Genomic DNA, 21,309 nt, shown 5'->3' on the forward strand with positions numbered 1-21,309 from the left:
GCGCCGAAATAGCTCTCAAGGCTGGAAATGGCAGTCACTCCTTCGGTGGACTGCCTTCCCAAAGAATCCGTTCTCAAACCAACTTCAAGCTCAAAATCGCCATATGCGATTCCCCTGCCCTCGTGGGGGAGATTGACTGTCATCCCCGCCACACCCCTTCTTTCCGCAAATCATCCATCGTCCTTGAAATGCCTTCGCGCAGGATGCCGACCATGTCGTCGATCTGCTCGCGCGTGATGATCAGCGGCGGCGACATCACGCACATATTGATCAGCGGCCGGACCAGCAGGCCAAGTTCGTGGCAATGGGCGTCGATGCGCTTGCCGACGTCCTTGTCGAGTTGCAGAGGGTTCTTGTTTTCGCGGTCCGCCACACATTCGACGCAGCCCATCAACCCCATCCCGCGCACCTCGCCGACCAGCGGCAGCTCCTCCAACGTCTTCAGCTGCGTCTGGAAATAGGGCGCGACCGCCTGCGTGTGGGCAAGCACGCCCCCCTCCAGCAGGTCGAGGTTTTTCAACGCCACGGCGCAGCCGACCGGATGGCTGGTGTAGGTCAGGCCATGGCCGAACATCGCATCGGGATGGTTCGACCGGCGTAGCTCTTCCAGCAGCCGCTCCGAAATTATGACGCCGCCGAGCGGGAAATAGCCTGAGGTGACGCCCTTGGCGAAGGTGATCATGTCGGGATCGATGCCGAACACGTCGCCCGAGGCGAAGACATGGCCAAGCCGACCGAATGCCGTCACCACCTCATCGGAGACATAGAGGATGTCGTTGTCGCGGCAGATCTCGCGGATGCGCTTGAGGTAGCCATCGGGCGGCACGACGACGCCACCGGATGCCTGCACCGGCTCGCCGACGAAAGCACCGATCCGCTCAGCGCCGACACGGGCGATCGTGTCGCGGAACTGATCGACGAGGAAATCGGTGAAGGCTGTAAGGCCCATGCCGCGCGGGCGGCGGAACGGATCGGGCGAAGACAGCTTGATGACCAGCTCGTCGGCACCGTCCATCCAGTCGCGGTCGCGCGGACGGCCGTTGAGCGAGGCCGACAGGTAGGTCGAGCCGTGATAGGCGCCGCCTCGGCTCAGGATCAGCTTCTTTTCCGGCCGGCCGCGCACATTGTTGTAGAACTGCATGAAGCGCAGCGCCGTCTCGACGGCCGAAGAGCCGCCGGTCGTGTAGAAGACATGGCTGAGATCGCCCGGCGCATGGCCGGCGATGCGCTTGGCGAGTTCGGCCGACGGCGCGTTCATCGTGTACCACGGCGTGTTGTAGGACAGCGCTATCGCCTGATCGTACATTACCTTGGCGAGCTCCTCGCGGCGATGGCCGACATTGACGCACCACATGCCGGCCGGGCCGTCGATCAGCCGCTTGCCGGTGCTGTCGGTGATGTAGATGCCGTCGCCCTCGCCGATCAGCGCGCGTGCTTCGGCACCGACCGAACCGGCGAACGGCCAGGGCTGGATAAGATGGCGCTTGGCCAGTTCGACGGCATCGTCGCCGGACTCCGCGCCGCCCATCTCGGTCGCCTTCAGGTCTCTTGCCGCAGCCATCATCGCCTCACATTGCTTCACAAATTCCATCGGACATGAAGTGCGATGCCAAGCACCGGAAACAGCGGCTTTCTTCACTTCATTTTGAATGTCCGTTCAATCAATATTACAGAATTAGCGCTTGATTTCAATCCAAGGATGCGCGCATGATGAAAGAAAGCCGGCAAGGGGAACAAGCAGCTGGCGCCAGCACAATGGGATACCGCATGGCGGGACAGTCCAGGCCAGCAACCGAGATCACACCCGGAGCCCTGCAATGACGGCGGCCGTGGAAGGGTCGCCCTCGTTGCGCATGACGCGGGCCAGACGAAATGCCCTTCTGCAGTCCGAACCCGTACAGGGTCTTGCCCTGATCAGCCCGACCTTCATCTACGCGCTCATCCTTCTGGTTCTGCCGATCCTGGTGGTCATCGCGCATTCCTTCTGGACGCAGCACTATCTCACCATCGACCGCACCTTCACGCTGGAAAACTACCGCGTCGCGCTGACCGAGCCGATCTACCGCGATCTCCTGTGGCGTTCGCTCTACATTTCCCTGACGGTCAGCCTGCTCACCGTCCTTTTGGCCTATCCAATTGCCTATTTCATTTCCTTCCACGGCGGCCGCCACAAGAGCCTGTGGCTGTTCCTCATCACCATCCCGTTCTGGACCAGCTACCTGCTGCGCGTGATGTCATGGAAGGTCATCCTCGGCTATAATGGCGTGCTCAATTCCGGCCTGATGGGCCTCGGCGTCATCGACGAACCGTCGACCGCGCTGCTCTACAACTCGAGCGCCGTCATCATCACGCTCACCCATGCCTGGGCGGCCTTCGCCATCCTGCCGATCTTCGTCTCGCTGGAAAAGGTCGACCGCACGCTGGTCGAAGCGGCCACCGATCTCGGCGACGGCCCGCTGCGCTCGTTCCTGCGCGTGACCTTGCCGCTTTCGGCGCCAGGCATCATCTCGGCGTCTCTGATCGTCATGATCCCGACCGTCGGCGATTATGTCACGCCGAAGCTGGTTGGCGGCAAGGATGGCGTAATGATCGCCAACGCCATCCAGGCGCAGTTCGGCAAGGCCTCCAACTGGCCGCTGGGTGCCGCACTTTCCGTCACCACCATGCTGGTCGTGACGCTGATGGCGGGCGCTACGGTGCTGATCATCCGTGCCCTGCAGAGGCTGGCGCGATGATCGCGCTGCGACGCTTCCTGTCCGGCGGCTGGCTGAGGGCCTATGCGTTTCTCTACGTCGTCTTCCTCTATCTGCCCGTCATCTTCCTGCCGATCTTCTCGGTCAACACGGCGGCGACACCGAAATTTCCGCTCACCGGCTTCACCTTGCATTGGTACCAGGACCTGCCGCGCACGCCGGCTTTGCTCGACGCCGCCTGGAACAGCCTGATCGTCGGCGTCTCGGCCGCTGTCCTGTCCACCCTGCTCGGCATCCTCGCCGCCCGTTCGATCACCCGCTATCGCTATCCCGGCCGCAGCACCATCCATGGGCTGATCATGGCGCCGCTGGTGCTTCCGGAGGTGATCGTCGCCATCTCGATGCTGCTGGTGATGCTGCAGCTTGGCCTCAGCCTATCGCTGTTCACGGTCGTGCTCGGCCATGTGCTGGTCTGCATTCCCTATTCGATGACGGTGCTGACCTCCGGCTTCGAGGGCTTCGACCGCAGCCTGGAAGAGGCATCCGCCGACCTCGGCGAAAGCGCCTTCGGCACCTTCCGGCGGGTGACGTTGCCGATGGTGGCGCCGGCCATCATCTCCAGCCTGCTGGTCTGCTTCACCATCTCGCTCGACGAGTTCATCATCGCCTTCTTCCTGACCGGCACCGAGGCGACGCTGCCGATCTACATCTGGGGCCAATTGCGCTTCGCGGCCAAGCTGCCCGGCGTGCTGGCGCTGGGCACGCTGCTGCTGGTCGCCTCCTTCCTGCTGATGACCGTCGCTGAAATCCTGCGTCGCCGCGCGGCCGGACGCACCCAGAACGAGGGAGGCCTCTATGCCTGAGCAGCCCCAAATCTTGCGCCCCCAATCCGACCGATCCATGATCGAGATCAAGAATGTCACCCGCAGCTATGGGGCGTTCAAGGCGCTCGACGACGCCTCCTTAACCATCCGGGAAGGCGAGTTCTTCTCGTTGCTCGGCCCGTCCGGCTGCGGCAAGACCACGCTGCTGCGCATGATCGCCGGCTTCGACAATCCGACCAGCGGCTCGATCTCTGTCGGCGGTCAGCCGATGGAGGGCATCCCGGCCAATCGCCGGCCGACCAACATGGTCTTCCAGAGCTATGCGATCTTCCCGCATCTCAATGTTGAACAGAACGTCGCCTATGGACTGAAGCGGCTGAAGCTGCAGGGCGGTGAGGAAAAGCGCCGTGTCGAGGAGGCGCTGGCGCAGGTGTCACTCACGGGCCTCGGCAAGCGCCTAGCCACCGAACTCTCCGGCGGCCAGCGGCAGCGCGTGGCGCTCGCCCGCGCGCTGGTGATGCGGCCCAAGGTGCTGCTCCTCGATGAACCGCTGTCGGCGCTGGACAAGAAGCTGCGCGAGCAGATGCAGGTCGAATTGCGCCGTCTGCAACAGGCTGTTGGCATCACCTTCGTGCTGGTCACGCACGACCAATATGAAGCGCTCGCCATGTCCGACCGCATCGCCGTGATGTTCGGCGGCAGGATCGCGCAGGTCGCCTCGCCCAAGGAAATCTACCAGCGGCCGGTCACCCGCCAGGTCGCCGACTTCCTCGGCGGCATGAATTTCGTCAAGGCGCAGATCGTCGAGGAGGATGGCGCCTCGCTGGTCGTCGACACGCTTGGCTTCGGCCGCATCAAGACTGACAAGCCGAAGGCTTTCGTCCGCAATGGCGGCGGCGCGACCCTCGGCATCAGGCCGGAGCGGCTGCGCGTGCTGTGGGACAATGCGACGGCCAAGTTCGAGGTCGCCGGCAAGGTGGTCGAACGCCACTATTTCGGCGAGATCACTCATCTGATCGTCGAGATACCGGGGCTGGAAAAACCGCTGTCGGTGACCGAAACCAACGATTTCGGCGCCGACGACATCCCGGTCGGCACCTCGATCCGCCTCGCCTACGATCCCGAGGCTTTGGTGGCGATGGCCGACTAGAGCATGATCCCGAAAAGTGGAAACCGGTTTTCTCGGACAAACGGGAACCGTTTTGTGCAGAGATCATGCTCAGCTAAGAATCTGAAGCGCGGCGATCATCTTGCGCGCCGCGATGCGCCCGGCGACGATGGCGCCTTCGACATAGCCCGGAAATGACGGCGACAGTTCCGAACTGGCGAAATGCAGGGGTGGTGAGCCGGCCCGGATTGTCGACTCGGCATCGACAGCCGTCACATCGACGATGAGGTCGCTGTAGGCGCCGCCACTCCAGCGATCATCCGTCCAGTCCCGATAGCTGAAATCCAGGACGTCCGCCGCCTCCTGGCCAAGGGCGTCCTTCAGCCTTGCCGTCACTTCGGCGCGCAGCGCCGTTTCGTCAAGCGCATGCCAACGCAGCGCCAGCGGCCCACCGACGAAGACGACAAGCGCGGCATGGTCCACATCCTTGCTGGCATCGCAGGCAAACAGGCCAGGCAGATCGAGCCACATCACCATGCCGCACAAGTCGCGATCGCGCCAGAACTGCCTAGCATAGCGCACCTGGATCTTGATCACCGCTCCGCTTTCCCACACGCCAAGTGCTTTCCTAAGCAGCGCCGGCAAGGCAGGTGCGAAATCGAGTTTCGCGGCCGTTGCCGGCGGCACGGCAATCAACGCCGCCCGTGCTTCGACAATGCCGTTGAGCGAGACGGTGCGAACACCATATTGTCCATGTTCGATGTGCGTGACCGGTTCGTTCAGCCGCACCCGGCCAACGAGTTCCCCGGCCAGATCCTCGGCCAGCGACTGCATGGTGTCGCGCAGGAAGTATTGCAGCTCCGGCACCTCGTTGGTGATGCGCCGGTCATTGTCGATCAGGTGCCACAGCGGCACCTTGTCGAGCGCCAGGCACCACAGGCCTTCGATCATCGACCGGAAGGCCGCCTTGGCATCGGTTGCGTCCTTCTGACGATCGAGCCAGACCTTGACGGTCAACCCTGCTATCGAGGGATCGTCCGGCTCGATCCTGTTCATGCGCTCGCGGATTGCCATCGCGCCATGATAGGTCCGCTCGGCCTGTTCGACCGACATCGATGGATGGGTGATGAAATCGCCATTCACATAGGTCTCAACGAAGGTCTTGCCGCGCGCCTCGGCCAGCACCATCACCTCGGGCATGTCTTCGCAGAAGAACTGACCGCCGCTATCGAGCCGCTCACCAAGCCCGTCCAGAACGGCCTCCACCCGCCCGCCGACGCGGTCGCGCGCTTCAAGCAACAGAAAGTCGATGCCGGCTGCCTTCAGCTCAAGCGCTGCCGACAGGCCGGTGAAGCCGGCGCCGACTATGACGACATCGGTTTTTTCCGGTTCACCCGTCAATAGCCAGCCTTGATCTTCTCGAACTCGGCCACCATCCGCTGCTTGAGTTCTGGCGCCACCGGCTGCTGGAACAGGGTCTTGTCGAGGAATGTGTCGAGATTGTCGAAGCCGCGCTCGACCAGCACCTTCAGGTCGATCGCTGCCATGCCGGCGCCATTGCCATGGCCATAGCCGAAGGTCTTGACCATGTAGTCCGAGACGCCGGGTGCATTGACGGCACTCAGGAATTCATAGGCTTCATCGAGCTTATCAGGCGCGTCCTTCATCAGCACGTAGCCGCACACCCAGGTCGAAATGCCTTCCTTGGTGTCGCGGTTCATGGCGATCGGCATGCCTTGCCCCTTGAGCGTCACAAAGGTCTCGTTCCAGCCCCAGACGAGATCGACCTCATTACCGATAAAAGCCTGGTTGAGGTCGGTGTCGTCGGTCCAGTAGAAGCGGATGTTCTTGTGCACGTCGCGCAGGAAGGCGGACGCCTCCTGGAACTGCGCGTCGGTCATCTTGGTCCAGTCCTTGAGGCCGACCACCAGGCTTGCCAGCGCATAGGCGTCATCGACATTGTCGCCGATGGTGACACGGCCCTTGAACTTGGGATCGGCGAAGATCCTGAGCGACTGCGCCTCTTCAGCCGTCACCTTGTCGGTGCGGTAGAGCAGCGATGTGTTGCCCCAGTCGAACGGCATGAACCAGGCCTTGCCGTCGGCTGTGGTAGCGAGATCCTTCATCGCCATGATGCCGGGATTGAGGTCCTTCCAGCCTGATATCCTGGAGGTGTCGAGCGGCTGCAGCATGTCGGCCTCGCGCCATTTGACCACGCTTTGCGAGCAGGGGTGGGCGATGTCGGCCTTGAAGCCAGCCCGCATCTTCTCAAAGGCTTCGTCCTCGTCGCCGAAGAAAGCGAAGGTGGGCTCGGCGCCGTATTTGGCGGTGTAGGCGGGATGCAGCAGCGGATCCTCATAGCCCGACCAATCGAACACGACGAGATCACCGCCGCCTTCGGCCAAGGCGTGGATCGCGCCTGCGCCGATCGTGCATGCGGCGGCAAGGGTAAGGCGGCGTAGCATCGATTTCATGGCTGAGAATTCCCCCGGGTCGCGAAAAAATGCGGTGAGGTTAGGAGAATTCGGCTCGATTGGCGAGCCCGTCCACCGCCATCTAGGCGGCGGGCGGGCAGTCGAAACAGGACTCAAATTTATTTGAGCATGATCTCTTCCGAAAACCGGAGTCCACTTTTCGGGATCATACTCAGTACCCTGCTTTGATCTTCTCAAACTCGGCAATCATCTTGAGCTTGAGGTCGGACGGCACCGGCGACTGGAACAGCGTCTTGTCGACGAATTTCTGCACGTCGTCATAGCCCTTTTCCTTCAGCACCGCCTGGTCGACGCCGGCCATGCCCTTGGCATTGGCCTGGCCATAGCCCCAGTCCTTGACCAGCACCTTGGCGGTCTCGGGATCGTTGACGGCGTTCAGGTAGTCATAGGCCTTGTCGATATTGCCGGGCGCGTCCTTGAACAGCACATAGCCGCAGACCCAGGTCGAGATGCCTTCGTCGGTGTCCTTCTTCGCCATGATCGGCACGCCGGCGGCGACCGATTGCACGGTGGCGTCATTCCAGGCCCACGCGAGGTCGACCTCGCCGCCGCTCAGCAGTTGCACGACATCGGTGGTGTCGGTCCAGTAGGAGCGGATGTTCTTGTGCACCTGGCGCAGGAAGTCGGACGCCTGCTTGAACTGGTCGTCGGTCATCTTGGTCCAGTCCTTGAGGCCGATGGCGAGGCTGGCCAGCGCATAGGCATCGTCGACATTGTCGCCGATCGACACCCTGCCCTTGAACTTGGGGTCGGCAAAAGCCTTCAACGATTGCACGTCCTTGGGGTCGATCTTGGAGGTGTTATAGGTGAGCTGGGTGTTGCCCCAGTCCCAGGGCATGAACCACGCCTTGCCATCCGGCGTGGTGGCAAGATCCTTCATCGCCATGATGCCGGGATTGAGGTCTTTCCAGCCCGTGATCTTCGACGTGTCGAGCGGCTGCAACAAACCGGCTTCGCGCCATTTGACCACGCTTTGCGAGCAGGGGTGGCCGAGATCGGCCTTGAAGCCGGAGCGCACCTTCTCGAACGCCTCGTCCTCGTCGCCAAAGAAGGCGAAGGTCGGCGAGTCGCCGTTCTTCTCGACATATTTCGGGTGGAAGCTGGGGTCCTCGTAGCCGGACCAGTCGAACACGATCAGGTCCTTGTCGGCGGCGACCGCAAGTGCCGCGGCCGAAGCCGCCAGCGCGCCAGTCAGCGCCAGGGTCAATGTCAGGTGTCGGGTCAGTTTCTTCATTGTTCCATCCTCTGTCCGTTCTGGTGTTCTTATGGTTTTGTCGCGCCGCCGGCCTTCGACGGATAGTGTTTCGGGAAGGCCACCGACAGGAATTCATTGGCCGCCTGCAAGGCGGTCTCACGGGTGGTGTCCTCGGTCCCCATCATCAACCGCAGCCACAGCCCTTCCAGCATCGCACTGAGCGCCAGCGCCATGACCTGTGGCTCATAGGCATAGGAGCCACTCAGCTTCAGCGTCGCGCACAGGTCGATGAAGATGGTTTGATAGACGGCGTCGCGCGCGCTGCTCAGCGCTTGGTAGGTTGGCCGCGACTTGGCCTCGCCCCAGAAGGCGCACCAGGCGGCCAGCTTGCGCTTGTTGCAGATCGACCGGTCGAAATCGGCGGAGACAAGCGCGTGAAGCTGATCGGCGGGGTCATCGCCTGCCTTATACAAGGCGTTGCGCCAATGCGCCGAGTACTCGTCATACATATGCTGCAAGGTCGCGATGAGCAGCTTTTCCTTGCTTTCGAAATGGAAGTTGACGATGCCGCGCGACAGGCCGGCGCCGTCGGCGACATCGGCCATCGTCGTTTCCGAATAGCCGCGCTTGGCGAGCGAATCGATCGTCGCCTCGATGAGCTGAAGCTGCCTGACCTCCTTCGAGGCCTTGCGTCCACGCTTCTCGGCCTCGCTTTTCCGCACCGATTCAAGGAGGGCTTCCTTGACGACTGCTGTCTTCATGGGTCTGATGGTCTCCAGCATCGCCGGCTATCCAACCGGCTTTCGACCGCGAAGATGAGTGGGACGGTGTTCGCCACTGTCAAGCACCTTCTGCATGGCTTCCCAAGTTCGTATGTTCTTGTCGACATATGCCGCGCCGACTGCGGCCGCGACCGTCGGGTAGAGTGGCCCCTTCAGCCTTTCCAGTTCGCCGCGCGCGACGTCGCGGTACCAGGGATTGCGGTCCCTAACGGCGACATCGGTAAAGCCGGCGCTACGCATCGCCTGCGCATAGCGCACCGGTGAAGCCATGGCGAAGGACAACCCTTCCGCCGCGATATAGGCCTTCATCTCGGGCGATGGTTCGCCGTCATGCGAGATCATCCAGTTGGAGGCGGCAAAGACGCCCCCCGGCCTGAGCACGCGAAAAATCTCGGCAAACAGCGCGTCCTTGTCCGGCACGTGCAGCAGCGCATCCTTGGAGAAGACGACATCGAAGGCGCGATCGGCGAAAGGCAGTGATCCCGGTGGCGCCTGGATGAAGCTGACACGATCCGCGAGCCCTCGCGCAGCGGCTCGCTGCCTCGCCGTCTCGACCACCGGCTGTTCGACATCGAAGCCGGTGGCGTGGGCGGCACCGTGGCGCTCGACCAGATGCAGCGTGATGCCGCCGGAGCCGCAACCGATATCGAGTATCACCTTGCCCTTGAGTGAAAGTCCTTCGACCACCCGGTCGACCTCGTCGGGCCCGCCCGGCGACAGATAGCCGTCGCCCCACAGCGCCTCGAGGAAGCGGATGGCAGTATCGTCATACTCCGGCTCGGCACCTGCCGTCTCAATCATCGGATGTCGTCCCCGTCAGCCGATTTAAGCACCTTAGAATGCCGGCAAAGCGTATCTCAAGGATGAGAAAACGCAACACCATTTGTTGAACATTCATTCAGTATGGCTGGACAGAATGACTGATGCCGTGCCAAATTCTCCGCATTCGGGAACAGATCACGCAAAAATGAAGAGCGGTCGTACGGGAAGACTGGGCCAAAATGAAAGCTTGGGATGCGATCATCATCGGCGGCGGACACAACGGACTGGTCAACGCCTGCTACTTGCAGCGCGCCGGTCTTGACGTGCTGGTGGTCGAGAAGAACGACTGGGTCGGCGGTGCCGCCACCAGCAGGGAACTGACGCCGGGCTTCCTCTACTCCAACTGCTCCTATGTCTGCTCGCTGTTCCGCCCCGAGATCATGCGCGACCTCGAGCTGCCGCGCTTCGGCCTGCAGGTCATCTCCTACGAGGGCGGCGCGGTGTTCACGCGCGACGGCGACTACCTCGCCAACTACCGCGATCACGATGCGCACCGGCGCGAATTCGCCCGCTTCTCCAAGCGCGACGCCGAAGCCTATGACCGCTACGCCCGCGACGTGACTCGGCAGTGCCGCTTCATCCAGCCGTTGTTGATGCGCACCGCACCCGACCCGACCAGCCTGCGGCCCCGCGACCTCGGCGAGCTGCTCTATCTCGGCAAGAAATTCGCCGGCCTGTCGGCTGAGGAAATGGCGCTGACGCTGCGCTTCTGGACCATGTCGATCTCGGAGTTCCTCGACGAATATTTCGAGACCGACGTCATCAAGGCGAACTTCGCTTTGTCCGGCATCATCGGCACCGCGCTCGGGCCGATGTCGCCGGGCACGGCTTACGTTCTTCTGCACCACTATATGGGCGAGGTCGACGGCTCGGTCGGCGCCTGGGGCTACGCGCGTGGCGGCATGGGCGCGGTGACCAAGGCACTGGCCGCATCCTTCAAGGCGTCGGGCGGAACCATCCGCACCGGCGCCGAGGTCGACCATGTGCTCATCCAACGCGGCAAGGCCAAAGGCGTGGTGCTGGTCGGTGGCGAGGAGATTTACGGCAGGCTCGTCGTCTCCAACGCAGATGTGAAGCGCACCTTCCTCAAGCTGGTCGAGGAGAAGGAACTGCCCGACATCTTCCTGCGCCGGGTCAGGAACTTCAAGATCCGAGGCTCCTCCGGCAAGGTCAACATCGCGCTCAATTCGCTGCCGGAATTCCCGGCGTTGCCGAAGGATTCGCCGGTTTATCGCGGCGACATGCATTTCACCGATTCGATGGAGCGCATGGAGCGCGCCTATGACGACTGGAAAGCTGGCCGCTGGTCGGCCGATCCCTTCCTCGACATGGTCATCCCGACGACGCTCGACCCGACGATGGCACCGCCGGGCAAGCATTTCATGAGCTGCTTCGTGCAATACGCACCGCCCAAGATCGGCGGTCGCGAATGGACCGATGCCGATCGCGACGGCTTCGCCGAAAGCGTGATTGCGCAGATCGCGGAATACTCGCCTGGCTTCCGCGACCGCATCGTCCATATGGAGGTGCGCACGCCGCGCGAGATCGAGGCCGAGGTCGGCCTCACCGAAGGCAACATCTTCCAGGGCGAACTGACCTTCGACCAGCTTTTGTTCAACCGGCCGGTACCGGGCTACGCGCAGTACCGCTCACCGGTAGGCGGCCTCTATATGTGCGGCTCCTCGACTCACCCTGGCGGCGGCGTCATGGGTGCGCCCGGCCGCAACGCCGCGGCGGAAATCCTGCGCGATCTTGCCAAGTCGACCTCCCACATGAGCCCGGCCCATGACGTCATTTGAAACAATCGTCATTGGCGGCGGCCACAATGGCCTCGTCGCTGCGGCCACGCTGGCGAAAGCCGGTCGCAAGGTGCTTGTGCTGGAAGCCGGAGGCGAAATCGGCGGCGCCGCGCGCACCGAAGAATTCGCGCCGGGCTTTCGCGCCTCCTCAGTCGCTCATCTGCTGAACCGTCTGCATCCCGATGTGGTGAAGACGCTGGAGCTGGAAAGGCACGGACTGCAATTTGCTCGCGCCGACTTCGTGCCGTCGGTGGCTTTGTCGAAGGACAGCCCGCCGCTTGTCCTGCATGGAGCCTATGGCGAGGTGCTGACCGGCGCCAGTTCCTCCGAGCAATCGGCCTGGAAGGACCTGCGCGCGCAGCTGCTGCGCTATGCCGGCATCCTGAAGCCCTTCCTCTCTCGCCGGCCGCCCGATCTTGCCGGCATGTCGCTGCTGGAGACCGCTTCCCTCGGCCAGACCGCACTGGCGCTGAAGAAGCTCGGCAAGGAAGACATGCGCGACTTCCTGCGTGTGCTGTTGATGAATGTCGCCGACTTGCTGGACGAACAGCTTGAAGATGATCGGCTGAAAGGCCTGCTCGCCTTCGATGCGACGCTGGGCAGTCACCTCGGCCCGCGCTCGCCGACCTCGCTGCTCGGCCTCTACTATCGGCTGGCGGGCGAGACCGGTGGTACGGCCGGCGCTCAAGTCCTGCCGCAAGGCGGCATGGGCGCGGTCGTCGCCGCCATTCGTGCCTCGGCGGAGAAGGCTGGCGTTGAAATCCGCACATCGGCGCCCGTAGCAAAAATCATCGTCGAGAAAAGCCGCGCCGTCGGTGTCGCGCTCGACAATGGCGAAGTGCTGCGCGCGAACACGATCGTCTCCGCCATCAACCCAGCGACGACTTTCCTCGACCTCGTCGGACCGCGCGAGATCGACACCGGCTTCATGCGCAAGGTGAAAAACATCCGCATGAAGGGCGATGCCGCCAAGCTCAATCTGGCGCTCGACCGGCCGCCGCAATTCACCGGTGTCGATGCAGCCAGCCACAAGGGCCGGCTGGTCATCGCCCCCTCGCCCGATCACGTCGAGCGCGCCTTCAATCCCTGCAAATATGGAGAGTTGTCGCCCGAGCCGGTGATGGAGGTTACGCTGCCAAGCCTCGCCGATCCATCGCTCGCCCCCGCCGGCGCCTGCGTGCTGTCCGCGGTCGTGCAATACGCTCCCTATGCGCTGAAGGAGGGTTGGGATGCCGGCAAGCCGAAATTCCTGAGGGCGATCATGGAGCAGCTCGAAGCTTACACGCCTGGCATCGGCAAGAGCGTGGTCCGCGCCGAGCTCCTGACGCCAGCCGATATCGAGACGCGCTATCGCATGCCGGGCGGCCATTGGCATCATGGCGAATTGCAGGCCGACCAGATGCTGGTCTCGCGCCCGGTCTCGGGCTGGTCAGGCTACGATACGCCGGTCGAAGGGTTGTTCCTGGCCGGCGCCGGCTCGCATCCCGGCGGTGGCGTCTCCGGCGCGCCTGGCCTCAACGCCGCGCGGCGCATCATCGCGATGAAGGGATAGGCCATGGCCCAGGCAACCAGAAGGAAACCTGTTGCAAAGGCAGCCGGCGCGACCGTTTCCGCCCGCATCGCCGCCCAATCTCATTTCCAGACGCTGCGTCTGGGCACACCGTTCCAGCCGCGCATCGACGCGCTGGCCAAAACCCAGGACTGGTACAATTGGGCCGGCTACCGCGCCCCCCACTCGCTGTGGGACGAGGAGCTCGAATATTTCGCCATCCGCAGCCAGGCGGCGCTGTTCGACATTTCACCGATGACCAAATATCGGATCGAGGGACCGGACGCCGAAGCCTTGCTCAATCGCGTCACTTTGCGCGATGTCACCAAGCTCAGGCCCAGCCGCGTCCACTACACCGCGTGGTGCGACGACAAGGGTTTCGTCCTCGATGACGGCACACTGTTCCGTCTGTCGCAGACCCGCTTCCGGCTGTGTTCGCAGGAGCGGCATCTGCCCTGGCTGCTCGACAGCGCCGTCGGTTTCGATGTCAAGGTTGAGGAGGAAACCGAAGCTGTCGCCGGGCTCGCCTTGCAAGGCCCGACCTCCTTCGCCGTGCTGCGCGATGCCGGCTTCGCCGGCATCGAGAGGCTGAGAATATTCGACCTTGCCGACTTCCCGCATGGCGGCGGCACCGTCAGCATATCGCGCACCGGCTTCACCGGTGATCTCGGCTACGAGTTGTTCGTGCCGGCCGACAAGGCGCTGAGCCTGTGGGACCGGCTGATGACATCAGGCGAACTGCGCGGCATCCGCGCCATCGGCTACACCGCGCTCAACCGCGCGCGGCTCGAGGCCGGGCTGATGGTTGCCAATGCGGATTTCACAACCGCCGAGCACGCCATCCGCGCCGACCGCCTGCGCATGCCCGACGAAATCGGGCTCGGCTTCATGATCGATCTGGAAAAGGGCCATTTCAACGGCCGCCGTGCCATCCTCGAGGCGAGAGCGAAACGCAAGTTACGCCATGTGCTGGTCGGGCTGGAGATCGACGGCAACGTCCCGGCCGAACACGCCATCGTCTACCACAAGAAAGCCCAGGAGGTTGGCCTGGTCAGCGCCGCCATGTGGTCGCCGATGGCCAAGCGCAACATAGCCATCGCCTCACTGGCGCGGCCATACGGTGATACAATGGTCGAGGACCTCTGGGTTGAGATCTACGCCATGCGCGAGCTGCAGTATCAGAAGCTGATGAAGCGGGCCAAGGTGGTGGCGCGACCGTTCATCAATCTCGACCGCCGCACGGCCAATCCGCCGGCGGACTTCTGATCATGACCGACGAAGCCGACAAACAGCAAGACGATGAGGAAGCCGCCGAACAGTGGGAGCTGGTCAACACGCCGCTTGGCGAGAAATGGTCGGGCCGCACGCGCTATGCCGCCGCCATGTTCTTCTACAAGCGCGACGAGATGACCTCGGAGACGCTCGAAGTCTACCGCATCTGCGCGCGGCTCGATTCCGAAGATCCGCTGCCGATCATCCGCGATCGCGGTATCGGTAAGGACTGGTTGAAACGCATGGGCTTCCAATAAGCCGTTCTAACCTATCGTTTTCTCGAGCATGCCCAGCCAGTTGCGATAGGCGATCTTTTCGATCAGCGCGCGGCCAAAGCCACGCGCCGCCAAGGCATCGATCAGCTTCGGCAGGCCGGCAACGTCGCCGATGACGGCCGGGATCATGGCGCCGTCGAAATCGGAGCCGAGGCCGACACCGTCTTCACCCAAAGCCTGCAGCAGCGAATCGACATGGCGCACCATGATATCGAGGCTGGTGTCGGCATTCATGCGCCCGTCCTCACGCAGGAAGCCGGTGGCGAAGTTCAGCCCGACCATGCCGCCTGACTCGCGGATCGCGCCGAGCTGCCAGTCGGTGAGATTGCGCGAATGGCCGCAAATCGCATGCACATTGGAATGGGTGGCGACCAGCGGCGCATCGCTGAGCGCGGCGACATCACGAAAACCCTTCTCGTTGAGATGCGAGAGGTCAATCATGATCTTCAACTGGTTGCAGATCTTGACCAGCGCCTTGCCCGCATCGGTCAGGCCGGGCCCGGTGTCGGGCGAGGACGGAAAGCGGAACGGCACGCCGTGGCCGAAAGCATTCGGCCGGCTCCAGACGATGCCGAGCGAGCGCAGGCCGGCGGCATGCAGCACGTCGAGCATGGTGAGCTCGGTGTCGATCGCCTCGACCCCTTCGATGTGGAACACAGCTGCGATCGACCCTTGCGCCATGGCGTTGCGCACATCGCCGGCACTGCGGCAGAGGGTGAGCGCTCCGGCCCGTTCCAGCCGAAACAGGATCGAGGCCATCGCGATCGTCGAGGTCAGCGCATCATTGCGCGGAACCTCGGGCGGCAGCGGCTCGGCAGCGCTCGGCGCCAGGGGCACGGCGCTGCGCCTGGATTTCTCGACCGGCGGCGGGAAGATAGCGAACATGCCGCCGGCAAAGCCACCGGCTTTGGCACGCGGCAGGTCGATATGACCGCCCGATTTCCCCTCGATGAACAGCTTTTCGACGTCCGTGTCTTTCGACTGGTAGAGTCTGAGCAACGTATCGTTGTGGCCGTCGAAGACGGGAACGAGGTCGGTTTCGGTCATACGGGGATCATTCGGTTCGTTTGTCGGCAAGGGGCTGAGATACACCATACCTACTTAGGCAGGATGTGCCACCCGCGCAAATGCCAAAGCCATCCCGGTGGATGGCAGCCACTTGCCGCGCCGCTTCCTGACGACGAAAATCCTACTGCTTCAGCACGTCGGCCCATTCCTGATGGCGGCGGAACTGGGCGTTGGCGAAGGGGCAGAGCGGGATGATCTTCTTGCCCGCCGCCCGCGCATCCTCGACGGCGCGGGTGACGAGCCGAAGCCCGGCACCCTGGCCACGAAACGCGTCCGGCACCTCGGTATGGTCGATGATGATCTGGTGCTCGCCGATCTTGGTGAAGGTCATCTCGGCCTCGGCGCCGCCGGGTCCGCGCAGGACATAGCGACCCTTGGAACCGCGGTCCTCAAGTTCGATCTCAGGCAGTTGGTCAGGCATCGCTATGCTCCTTGGGCAGCATCGGCAAAGAACCGCCGCGCCGCCTCGATTTCGTTCGGCCGCACCTCGTGCCCGCCTTCATGCCATTCCACTGTGACATCGGCGCCGTCGGCACGCAAATAGGCTTCGAGCCGCGTGGTCAGGTTCGGCGGACAGATCGGATCGCGCTGGCCGGCGGTCAGCAGGATATGGCGGCCGGCGAGACTGCCCTTCACCTCCGGTTCGAACGGGATCAGCGGATGCATCAGCACCGAGGCGTCGAACAGCAGCGGTGCTACAAATACCACCGAGGCCAGCACGTTGGCGCCGTTGGAGTAGCCGAGACCCAGCACGGCTGACGGCTTCGCCGCCTCGACATGGGCCTTGACGAAGCCCGCCATCTTGTCCGTCGCCCGTGCCAGATCGTCCATGTCGTAGACGCCCTCGCCGGTGCGGCGAAAGAAGCGCGCGGCACCTTGTTCCGACACATCGCCGCGCGGCGAGATGATGGTTGCCTGGGGCACGAGATCGCGCCCCAGCGACAGAAGCTGGTTCTCATCGGCTCCCGTGCCATGGAAGACGAACAGCAATGGGCCATCAGGCGAACCGGGCAGCAGCTTGTGGATGTAAGCGTCCTTGCTCATGGCCTCAGCCTTCCAGCTTCTGCAGATGCTGTTCAAGATAGGGCCGCAGGTGCTGGTGCTGCGTCGGCAGCTTCAGCGCCTCGCCGAGATGAGCGGTGTCCTCATCGCGATCGAAACCCGGCTCGTTGGTGGCGACTTCGAACAGCACGCCACCCGGCGTGCGGAAATAGATCGCCCAGAAATAGTCGCGGTCGATCACCGGCGTCACGCCATAGCCGGTATCCATCAACGCCTTGCGCACTTCGAGCTGCTTGGCGCGATTCTCGACGGCGAAGGCGACGTGGTGGACGGAGCCGGCGCCGAGATCGGCGAAGGCAGCAGCCGGTAGGGATTCGATGTCGACGACATCGGCGCCGTTGCCGTTCTTCAGCGCCAGCCGCCTGACAGGGCCGGACCTGTCGACTTCCTCATAGCCCATGAACTTCAGCAGCTCCTCGGTGGCGCCGCCATCCTTCAACCGGAGCGACACGGAATGAAAGCCGCGGATCGCCTCATCAACAGGGACACCGCCTTTCGCCCATGGCGCTCTGCTGTCACCCTTATCCTCGACCAGCGCGAAACCGTCGCCGTCCGGTCCGGCAAAGGCCAGGCGATTCTCGCCGAATGTCTCTTCGCGCGACAGGCCGGTAACACCCTCATCGGCAAAACGCTTTTCCCAGTAGGCGAGCGTGCCTTCCGGCACCGAGTAGACCGTGGTACCGACTTCGCCGACGCCATGCCGGCCCTTGCCGATGTCGGGGAACGGGAAATAGGTCATCACCGAACCGGGCGTCCCGGCCTCGTCGCCATAGTAGAGGTGGTAAACATCAGGCGCGTCGAAATTGACGGTCTTCTTGACCCGGCGCTGGCCGAGCTTTTTGGTGAAGAACTCATTGTTCTGGCGGGCATTCCTTGCCATCGATGTGACGTGATGCAGGCCTTTGATCTGGTCGAGCATTGTCTTTGCTCCTTCCCTTGGTGCTTGTGCGGCCCTCGCCGCTGTCCACGCCAATATGAGGACGCGAGCGCTCTAGGCAAAGGCGGCAAACACAGAATGGACTGTGCTACAAAAATGAACAATAGAAAGCGGTTTGTTCACCAATCGCCTCGCATGACAGGCTTGCGCCAGCCCCAGAATTCGGTTCCATGAGGGGCGTTCGACCATCCCAGGACAAGGGTATCGCGTGTGACTGGAAAAGCCAGGCGACCTAACATTTTGCTGATCACATGCGACCAGTGGCGCGGTGATTGTCTGTCGTCCGCGGGCCATCCGGTTGTGAAGACGCCGAATGCCGACGCGCTGGCCGCGGAGGGTGTGCTGTTCAAGCGGCATTATGGCGCTGCGGCGCCCTGCTCGCCGGCCCGGGCCTGCCTCTACACCGGCCTCTACCAGATGAACAACCGCGTCTGCCGCAATGGCACACCGCTCGATGCCCGTCACGGCAACATCGCGCTGCACGCGCGCGGCCTGGGCTATGATCCGACGCTGTTTGGCTACACCGACGTCTCGCTCGACCCGCGCCTGCTGGCGCCGGGCGACCCACGGCTGCAAAGCTATGAGGGCGTGCTGCCGGGCTTTACGGTGCGCCAGTTGCTGCCCGAACATCAGAAACAGTGGTTGTCCTGGCTGAAGCTGCGGGGTATCGATGTCAGCGCCGGATCTCCAGATATTCATCGCCCGGTGAACGATGGCGGCGCGGCCGGTGCCGTCAGCTACTCCCCACCCATTTATTCCAGGGACGAAACGCCCACTGCCTTCCTGACCAGCGAATTCACTCGCTGGCTCGGCGAGCAGGAGCAGGATGCACCGTGGTTCGCGCATCTGTCCTTCATCAGCCCGCACCCGCCTTTCATCGTCCCGGCGCCATACAACACCCTCTATGATCCGGCTGACGGCCCCGCGTTCCACCGTGCGGCAAGCTGGCAGGAAGAGGCGCAAAGCCATCCTTACCTCGCCTATGACATCGGCCAGCAGAAGCAGGCCAAATTCCGTCCCGACGCCAGGGGCAAGGTGCACGACTGGAGCGATGACGACTTCCGCCGCATCCGGGCGATCTATTACGGCATGATCTCCGAGGTCGACGCGCAGCTCGGCCGCGTCTGGCAAGCGGTCAAGGCCGCGGGCGCATGGGACGACACCATCATCGTGCTGACGTCAGATCACGCCGAGATGATGGGCGACCATTTCATGCTGGGCAAGGGCGGCTACTTCGACGGCAGCTACCACATTCCGCTGATCATCCGCGACCCGCGCCACGGCCAGGCGGCCGGCGACAGCGTCGATCGCTTCACCGAGGCGGTGGACATTGTGCCGACGCTACTCGACCTGCTCGGCGGCGATGCCGCGCCACACCTCGACGGCACCTCGCTGAAGCCGTTCCTGAGCGGAGGGAGCCCTGCAGACTGGCGCGATGCCGTCCATTGGGAGTTCGATTTCCGCTCGATTGCCGAAGGCGAGGCCGAACGCCATTTCGGCATCAACTCACGCCAATGCAACCTCGCCGTCATCCGCACGGAAAAACTCAAATATGTGCATTTCAGCGGCGGCTTGCCTCCACTGCTGTTCGACCTGGAAACAGATCCGGGTGAATTGAACAACCTGGCCAAGCACCCGGCTTATCTGGGCGTGCGGCTGGAGTTCGCCGAGCGGCTTCTCGCCTGGCGGGCTGAGCATCTTGACCAGTCGCTGGCGCTGGCTGAACTGACGGAGCACGGCGTTGTCGGCCACGTCGCCAGGGCCGCAAGCGAATAAGGCAGTAGGGGAACACCGAACCGGTACTACGACGGGCCGACCCTACTGCCTACTGCCTACTGCCTACTGCCTACTGCCTACTGCCTACTGCCTACTGCCTACTGCCTACTGCCTACTTCACAATCAAGCGCTGCTGATCCCGCTTCTCGGCATAACTGCCCTTTTCATAGGCGGTTTGAGCCTCGAGCTGTTCCTTGGTGAAGGTCGTGTACAGGTACTTCTTGCCGTCCTTGTCGGTCATGAATTTGAGATTATCCATGCCAACCGCGACCTCCTTCTCGCCGATGCCGAGGAAGCCGCCGACATCGACGATCACCGCGTCCGTCTTGTTGTCGGGCGCGAGCACGACATCGCCGATTTCGCCGACCTTGGCGTCGTTGGCGCCGTAGACAATGGTGCCCTTCAGATCGTCGGCACGGATCTCGCCAACCGGCATTTCCGTCAGCGTCGACTTGTCGATAGCTGCCGTCTGCGTCTGGTCGGGAGCCGAGGCATCAGGGGTCGTCGCTGCGGGAGCCTCGGTCGTCTTGTCTGCGACAGCAGGAGCCGTCGCATCGGACGGCACAGCGGTCGGGACGGTTGCAGCGGGCTCATTAGATGCCGTTGTCGCGGGTACCGCATCATAGGCCTTGCGGTTGAAATCCGGCTGCGTCTGCAATTCTTCCTTGGTGGTCTGGGCCACCAGCCAGCGGTCGCCATTCTTCTCGGCCCATTGCGCCTTGGAGAAATCATAGGCGACATTCTTGGCACCTAGGCCAAGGAAACCACCGACCCCGATGACCAGCGACTCGGCCTTGCCTTCCTTGGTCAGAACGATGTCGTTGACGCTGCCGATGTTCTGCGCGTCATCGCCGGTGCCATTGTAGACGGTTTCGCCGATTATGTTGGTGGCGAGATTGCCATCTGCGCGCTTCACGGGTTCCGCCGGAGCGGCGTTTAGATCGACAGGCTTCTGCGCCGTATCCGTCGTCGCGGGTGCCGTCGGAGCTGCTGCGTCGGTCGATGCTGCAGGGGCTGGAGCCGGGCCATAAGGCTTACTGTCGAACTCCGGAAGCGCCGTCAGCTCGTCCTTGGTCGTCAGGGCGATCAGCCAGCGGTCGCCGTTCTTCTCGGCCCATTTCAGCTTGTCATAGTCGAAAGCGACGTTCTTCGCTCCGACGCCCAGGAAGCCACCGACGCCGATGACCACTGATTTCGCCTGGCCATCCTTGTCGAAGACCACGTCGCTGACCTTGCCGATGTTCTCGGCATCACCGCCAGTGCCGTTGTAGACGGACTCACCGATGATGTTGGTGACAATGCTGCCCTCGGCGCGTGTTACCGGAGCTGCGGCGGGCTCCTGCACGACAGGGGCATCGGCAGGTGCTGGGGTTGTCGCGCTCTGTGCATAAGCGCCAGTTGCGATCAGTGTTGCGAGTGCGGTCGTGGCTAAAAGATTGCGGATCATGATAGTCTCTCCTCGTGCGTGATCTCATGCACGCCGCGCCCGGTTGAACCGTCGCTGGGGAGATCGGACGCGGCATCTACATGTTCACAACGTCGCGACCATGCTGTTGTTCCGACAAAAGCGCGGGAGTCCGTGGCAATCAACAAGCGTCTCCGCCGCAGCCGTAAGACCGATCGCGCGTTTCGCCGCACACGGAACCTTTCCG

Annotated in this window: 19 protein-coding genes; 8 read left to right on the top strand and 11 right to left on the bottom strand. The window is 62.9% G+C overall.

Going from position 1 to position 21,309, the window contains the following annotated elements; all coding sequences use genetic code 11:
- Positions 1–139: 139 nt before the first annotated feature.
- Complete coding sequence (locus ASD12_RS15170; RefSeq protein ID WP_056587323.1) at positions 140–1,561, bottom strand: aminotransferase; 1,422 nt, start codon at positions 1,559–1,561, stop codon at positions 140–142.
- Positions 1,562–1,817: 256 nt separating this feature from the next.
- Here ASD12_RS15170 and ASD12_RS15175 point away from each other — a divergent pair, with 256 nt between their 5' ends.
- From ASD12_RS15175 to ASD12_RS15185, 3 genes are read left to right on the top strand one after another with little or no spacing between them, the layout of a single operon-like run.
- Positions 1,818–2,735: an ABC transporter permease gene (locus ASD12_RS15175; RefSeq protein WP_056587326.1), complete on the top strand. Its 918-nt coding sequence runs from the start codon at positions 1,818–1,820 to the stop codon at positions 2,733–2,735.
- Positions 2,732–3,556, top strand: a complete 825-nt coding sequence (locus ASD12_RS15180) for an ABC transporter permease (protein WP_056587328.1) — start codon at positions 2,732–2,734, stop codon at positions 3,554–3,556. The genes ASD12_RS15175 and ASD12_RS15180 overlap by 4 nt, the downstream gene beginning before the upstream one ends.
- A gap of 37 nt (positions 3,557–3,593) precedes the next feature.
- Complete coding sequence (locus ASD12_RS15185; RefSeq protein WP_056587331.1) at positions 3,594–4,667, top strand: ABC transporter ATP-binding protein; 1,074 nt, start codon at positions 3,594–3,596, stop codon at positions 4,665–4,667.
- Positions 4,668–4,736: 69 nt separating this feature from the next.
- Here ASD12_RS15185 and ASD12_RS15190 read toward each other — a convergent pair whose 3' ends face one another.
- The 5 genes from ASD12_RS15190 to ASD12_RS15210 all read right to left on the bottom strand — a co-directional run bounded on the left by ASD12_RS15190 (position 4,737) and on the right by ASD12_RS15210 (position 9,898).
- The gene (locus tag ASD12_RS15190) at positions 4,737–6,026 is read right to left on the bottom strand and encodes a flavin monoamine oxidase family protein (RefSeq protein ID WP_056587334.1); all 1,290 of its coding nucleotides are present in this window, start codon (positions 6,024–6,026) and stop codon (positions 4,737–4,739) included.
- On the bottom strand, positions 6,023–7,099 hold the full coding sequence (locus ASD12_RS15195) for an extracellular solute-binding protein (protein WP_056587338.1): 1,077 nt from the start codon (positions 7,097–7,099) through the stop codon (positions 6,023–6,025). The genes ASD12_RS15190 and ASD12_RS15195 overlap by 4 nt, the downstream gene beginning before the upstream one ends.
- Positions 7,100–7,271: 172 nt before the next feature.
- Positions 7,272–8,354 carry an ABC transporter substrate-binding protein gene (locus ASD12_RS15200; RefSeq protein WP_056587341.1) on the bottom strand — a complete coding sequence of 361 codons (1,083 nt, stop codon included), beginning with the start codon at positions 8,352–8,354 and terminating at the stop codon, positions 7,272–7,274.
- A gap of 29 nt (positions 8,355–8,383) precedes the next feature.
- Complete coding sequence (gene betI, locus ASD12_RS15205; protein ID WP_056587344.1) at positions 8,384–9,097, bottom strand: transcriptional regulator BetI; 714 nt, start codon at positions 9,095–9,097, stop codon at positions 8,384–8,386.
- Between the two features lie 6 nt (positions 9,098–9,103).
- Positions 9,104–9,898, bottom strand: coding sequence for a methyltransferase domain-containing protein (locus ASD12_RS15210; protein ID WP_056587347.1), 795 nt, complete (start codon positions 9,896–9,898; stop codon positions 9,104–9,106).
- Positions 9,899–10,098: 200 nt separating this feature from the next.
- Here ASD12_RS15210 and ASD12_RS15215 point away from each other — a divergent pair, with 200 nt between their 5' ends.
- Genes ASD12_RS15215 through ASD12_RS15230 form a run of 4 tightly spaced genes read left to right on the top strand, consistent with a single transcriptional unit; the run spans position 10,099 to position 14,796 of the window.
- Positions 10,099–11,718, top strand: coding sequence for an NAD(P)/FAD-dependent oxidoreductase (locus ASD12_RS15215; protein ID WP_056587350.1), 1,620 nt, complete (start codon positions 10,099–10,101; stop codon positions 11,716–11,718).
- Complete coding sequence (locus ASD12_RS15220) at positions 11,705–13,270, top strand: NAD(P)/FAD-dependent oxidoreductase (RefSeq protein ID WP_056587353.1); 1,566 nt, start codon at positions 11,705–11,707, stop codon at positions 13,268–13,270. Before ASD12_RS15215 ends, ASD12_RS15220 begins: the two co-directional genes overlap by 14 nt.
- Positions 13,271–13,273: 3 nt before the next feature.
- Complete coding sequence (locus ASD12_RS15225) at positions 13,274–14,533, top strand: aminomethyltransferase family protein (RefSeq protein WP_056587356.1); 1,260 nt, start codon at positions 13,274–13,276, stop codon at positions 14,531–14,533.
- A 2-nt stretch (positions 14,534–14,535) separates the two neighbouring features.
- Positions 14,536–14,796, top strand: coding sequence for a hypothetical protein (locus ASD12_RS15230; RefSeq protein WP_056587359.1), 261 nt, complete (start codon positions 14,536–14,538; stop codon positions 14,794–14,796).
- Between the two features lie 6 nt (positions 14,797–14,802).
- Here the strand turns inward: ASD12_RS15230 and ASD12_RS15235 are convergent, their stop codons facing one another.
- From ASD12_RS15235 to ASD12_RS15250, 4 genes are all read right to left on the bottom strand, one after another.
- Positions 14,803–15,861: a dipeptidase gene (locus tag ASD12_RS15235; RefSeq protein WP_056587362.1), complete on the bottom strand. Its 1,059-nt coding sequence runs from the start codon at positions 15,859–15,861 to the stop codon at positions 14,803–14,805.
- Between the two features lie 142 nt (positions 15,862–16,003).
- Entirely contained in the window at positions 16,004–16,303 is a 300-nt protein-coding gene (locus tag ASD12_RS15240) for a GNAT family N-acetyltransferase (RefSeq protein ID WP_056587365.1), read from the bottom strand.
- A gap of 2 nt (positions 16,304–16,305) precedes the next feature.
- Complete coding sequence (locus ASD12_RS15245) at positions 16,306–16,926, bottom strand: alpha/beta hydrolase (protein WP_056587369.1); 621 nt, start codon at positions 16,924–16,926, stop codon at positions 16,306–16,308.
- Between the two features lie 4 nt (positions 16,927–16,930).
- Complete coding sequence (locus tag ASD12_RS15250) at positions 16,931–17,863, bottom strand: VOC family protein (RefSeq protein WP_056587371.1); 933 nt, start codon at positions 17,861–17,863, stop codon at positions 16,931–16,933.
- 228 nt (positions 17,864–18,091) lie between these two features.
- Here ASD12_RS15250 and ASD12_RS15255 point away from each other — a divergent pair, with 228 nt between their 5' ends.
- Positions 18,092–19,657, top strand: a complete 1,566-nt coding sequence (locus ASD12_RS15255) for an alkaline phosphatase family protein (protein WP_056587374.1) — start codon at positions 18,092–18,094, stop codon at positions 19,655–19,657.
- A gap of 112 nt (positions 19,658–19,769) precedes the next feature.
- Here ASD12_RS15255 and ASD12_RS15260 read toward each other — a convergent pair whose 3' ends face one another.
- On the bottom strand, positions 19,770–21,104 hold the full coding sequence (locus ASD12_RS15260) for a PRC-barrel domain-containing protein (protein WP_056587377.1): 1,335 nt from the start codon (positions 21,102–21,104) through the stop codon (positions 19,770–19,772).
- Positions 21,105–21,309 lie beyond the last annotated feature (205 nt).

Source organism: Mesorhizobium sp. Root102 (assembly GCF_001425625.1).
GTDB lineage: Bacteria > Pseudomonadota > Alphaproteobacteria > Rhizobiales > Rhizobiaceae > Mesorhizobium.

Coding starts and splice junctions, on each gene's coding strand:
- ASD12_RS15180 (WP_056587328.1), top strand. CDS start 2,732: ATGATCGCGCTGCGACGCTTCCTGTCCGGCGGCTGGCTGAGGGCCTAT.
- ASD12_RS15200 (WP_056587341.1), bottom strand. CDS start 8,354: ATGAAGAAACTGACCCGACACCTGACATTGACCCTGGCGCTGACTGGC.
- ASD12_RS15240 (WP_056587365.1), bottom strand. CDS start 16,303: ATGCCTGACCAACTGCCTGAGATCGAACTTGAGGACCGCGGTTCCAAG.
- ASD12_RS15225 (WP_056587356.1), top strand. CDS start 13,274: ATGGCCCAGGCAACCAGAAGGAAACCTGTTGCAAAGGCAGCCGGCGCG.
- ASD12_RS15250 (WP_056587371.1), bottom strand. CDS start 17,863: ATGCTCGACCAGATCAAAGGCCTGCATCACGTCACATCGATGGCAAGG.
- ASD12_RS15235 (WP_056587362.1), bottom strand. CDS start 15,861: ATGACCGAAACCGACCTCGTTCCCGTCTTCGACGGCCACAACGATACG.
- ASD12_RS15230 (WP_056587359.1), top strand. CDS start 14,536: ATGACCGACGAAGCCGACAAACAGCAAGACGATGAGGAAGCCGCCGAA.
- ASD12_RS15210 (WP_056587347.1), bottom strand. CDS start 9,898: ATGATTGAGACGGCAGGTGCCGAGCCGGAGTATGACGATACTGCCATC.
- ASD12_RS15185 (WP_056587331.1), top strand. CDS start 3,594: ATGATCGAGATCAAGAATGTCACCCGCAGCTATGGGGCGTTCAAGGCG.
- betI (WP_056587344.1), bottom strand. CDS start 9,097: ATGCTGGAGACCATCAGACCCATGAAGACAGCAGTCGTCAAGGAAGCC.
- ASD12_RS15215 (WP_056587350.1), top strand. CDS start 10,099: ATGAAAGCTTGGGATGCGATCATCATCGGCGGCGGACACAACGGACTG.
- ASD12_RS15220 (WP_056587353.1), top strand. CDS start 11,705: ATGACGTCATTTGAAACAATCGTCATTGGCGGCGGCCACAATGGCCTC.
- ASD12_RS15195 (WP_056587338.1), bottom strand. CDS start 7,099: ATGAAATCGATGCTACGCCGCCTTACCCTTGCCGCCGCATGCACGATC.
- ASD12_RS15260 (WP_056587377.1), bottom strand. CDS start 21,104: ATGATCCGCAATCTTTTAGCCACGACCGCACTCGCAACACTGATCGCA.
- ASD12_RS15175 (WP_056587326.1), top strand. CDS start 1,818: ATGACGGCGGCCGTGGAAGGGTCGCCCTCGTTGCGCATGACGCGGGCC.
- ASD12_RS15170 (WP_056587323.1), bottom strand. CDS start 1,561: ATGGCTGCGGCAAGAGACCTGAAGGCGACCGAGATGGGCGGCGCGGAG.
- ASD12_RS15245 (WP_056587369.1), bottom strand. CDS start 16,926: ATGAGCAAGGACGCTTACATCCACAAGCTGCTGCCCGGTTCGCCTGAT.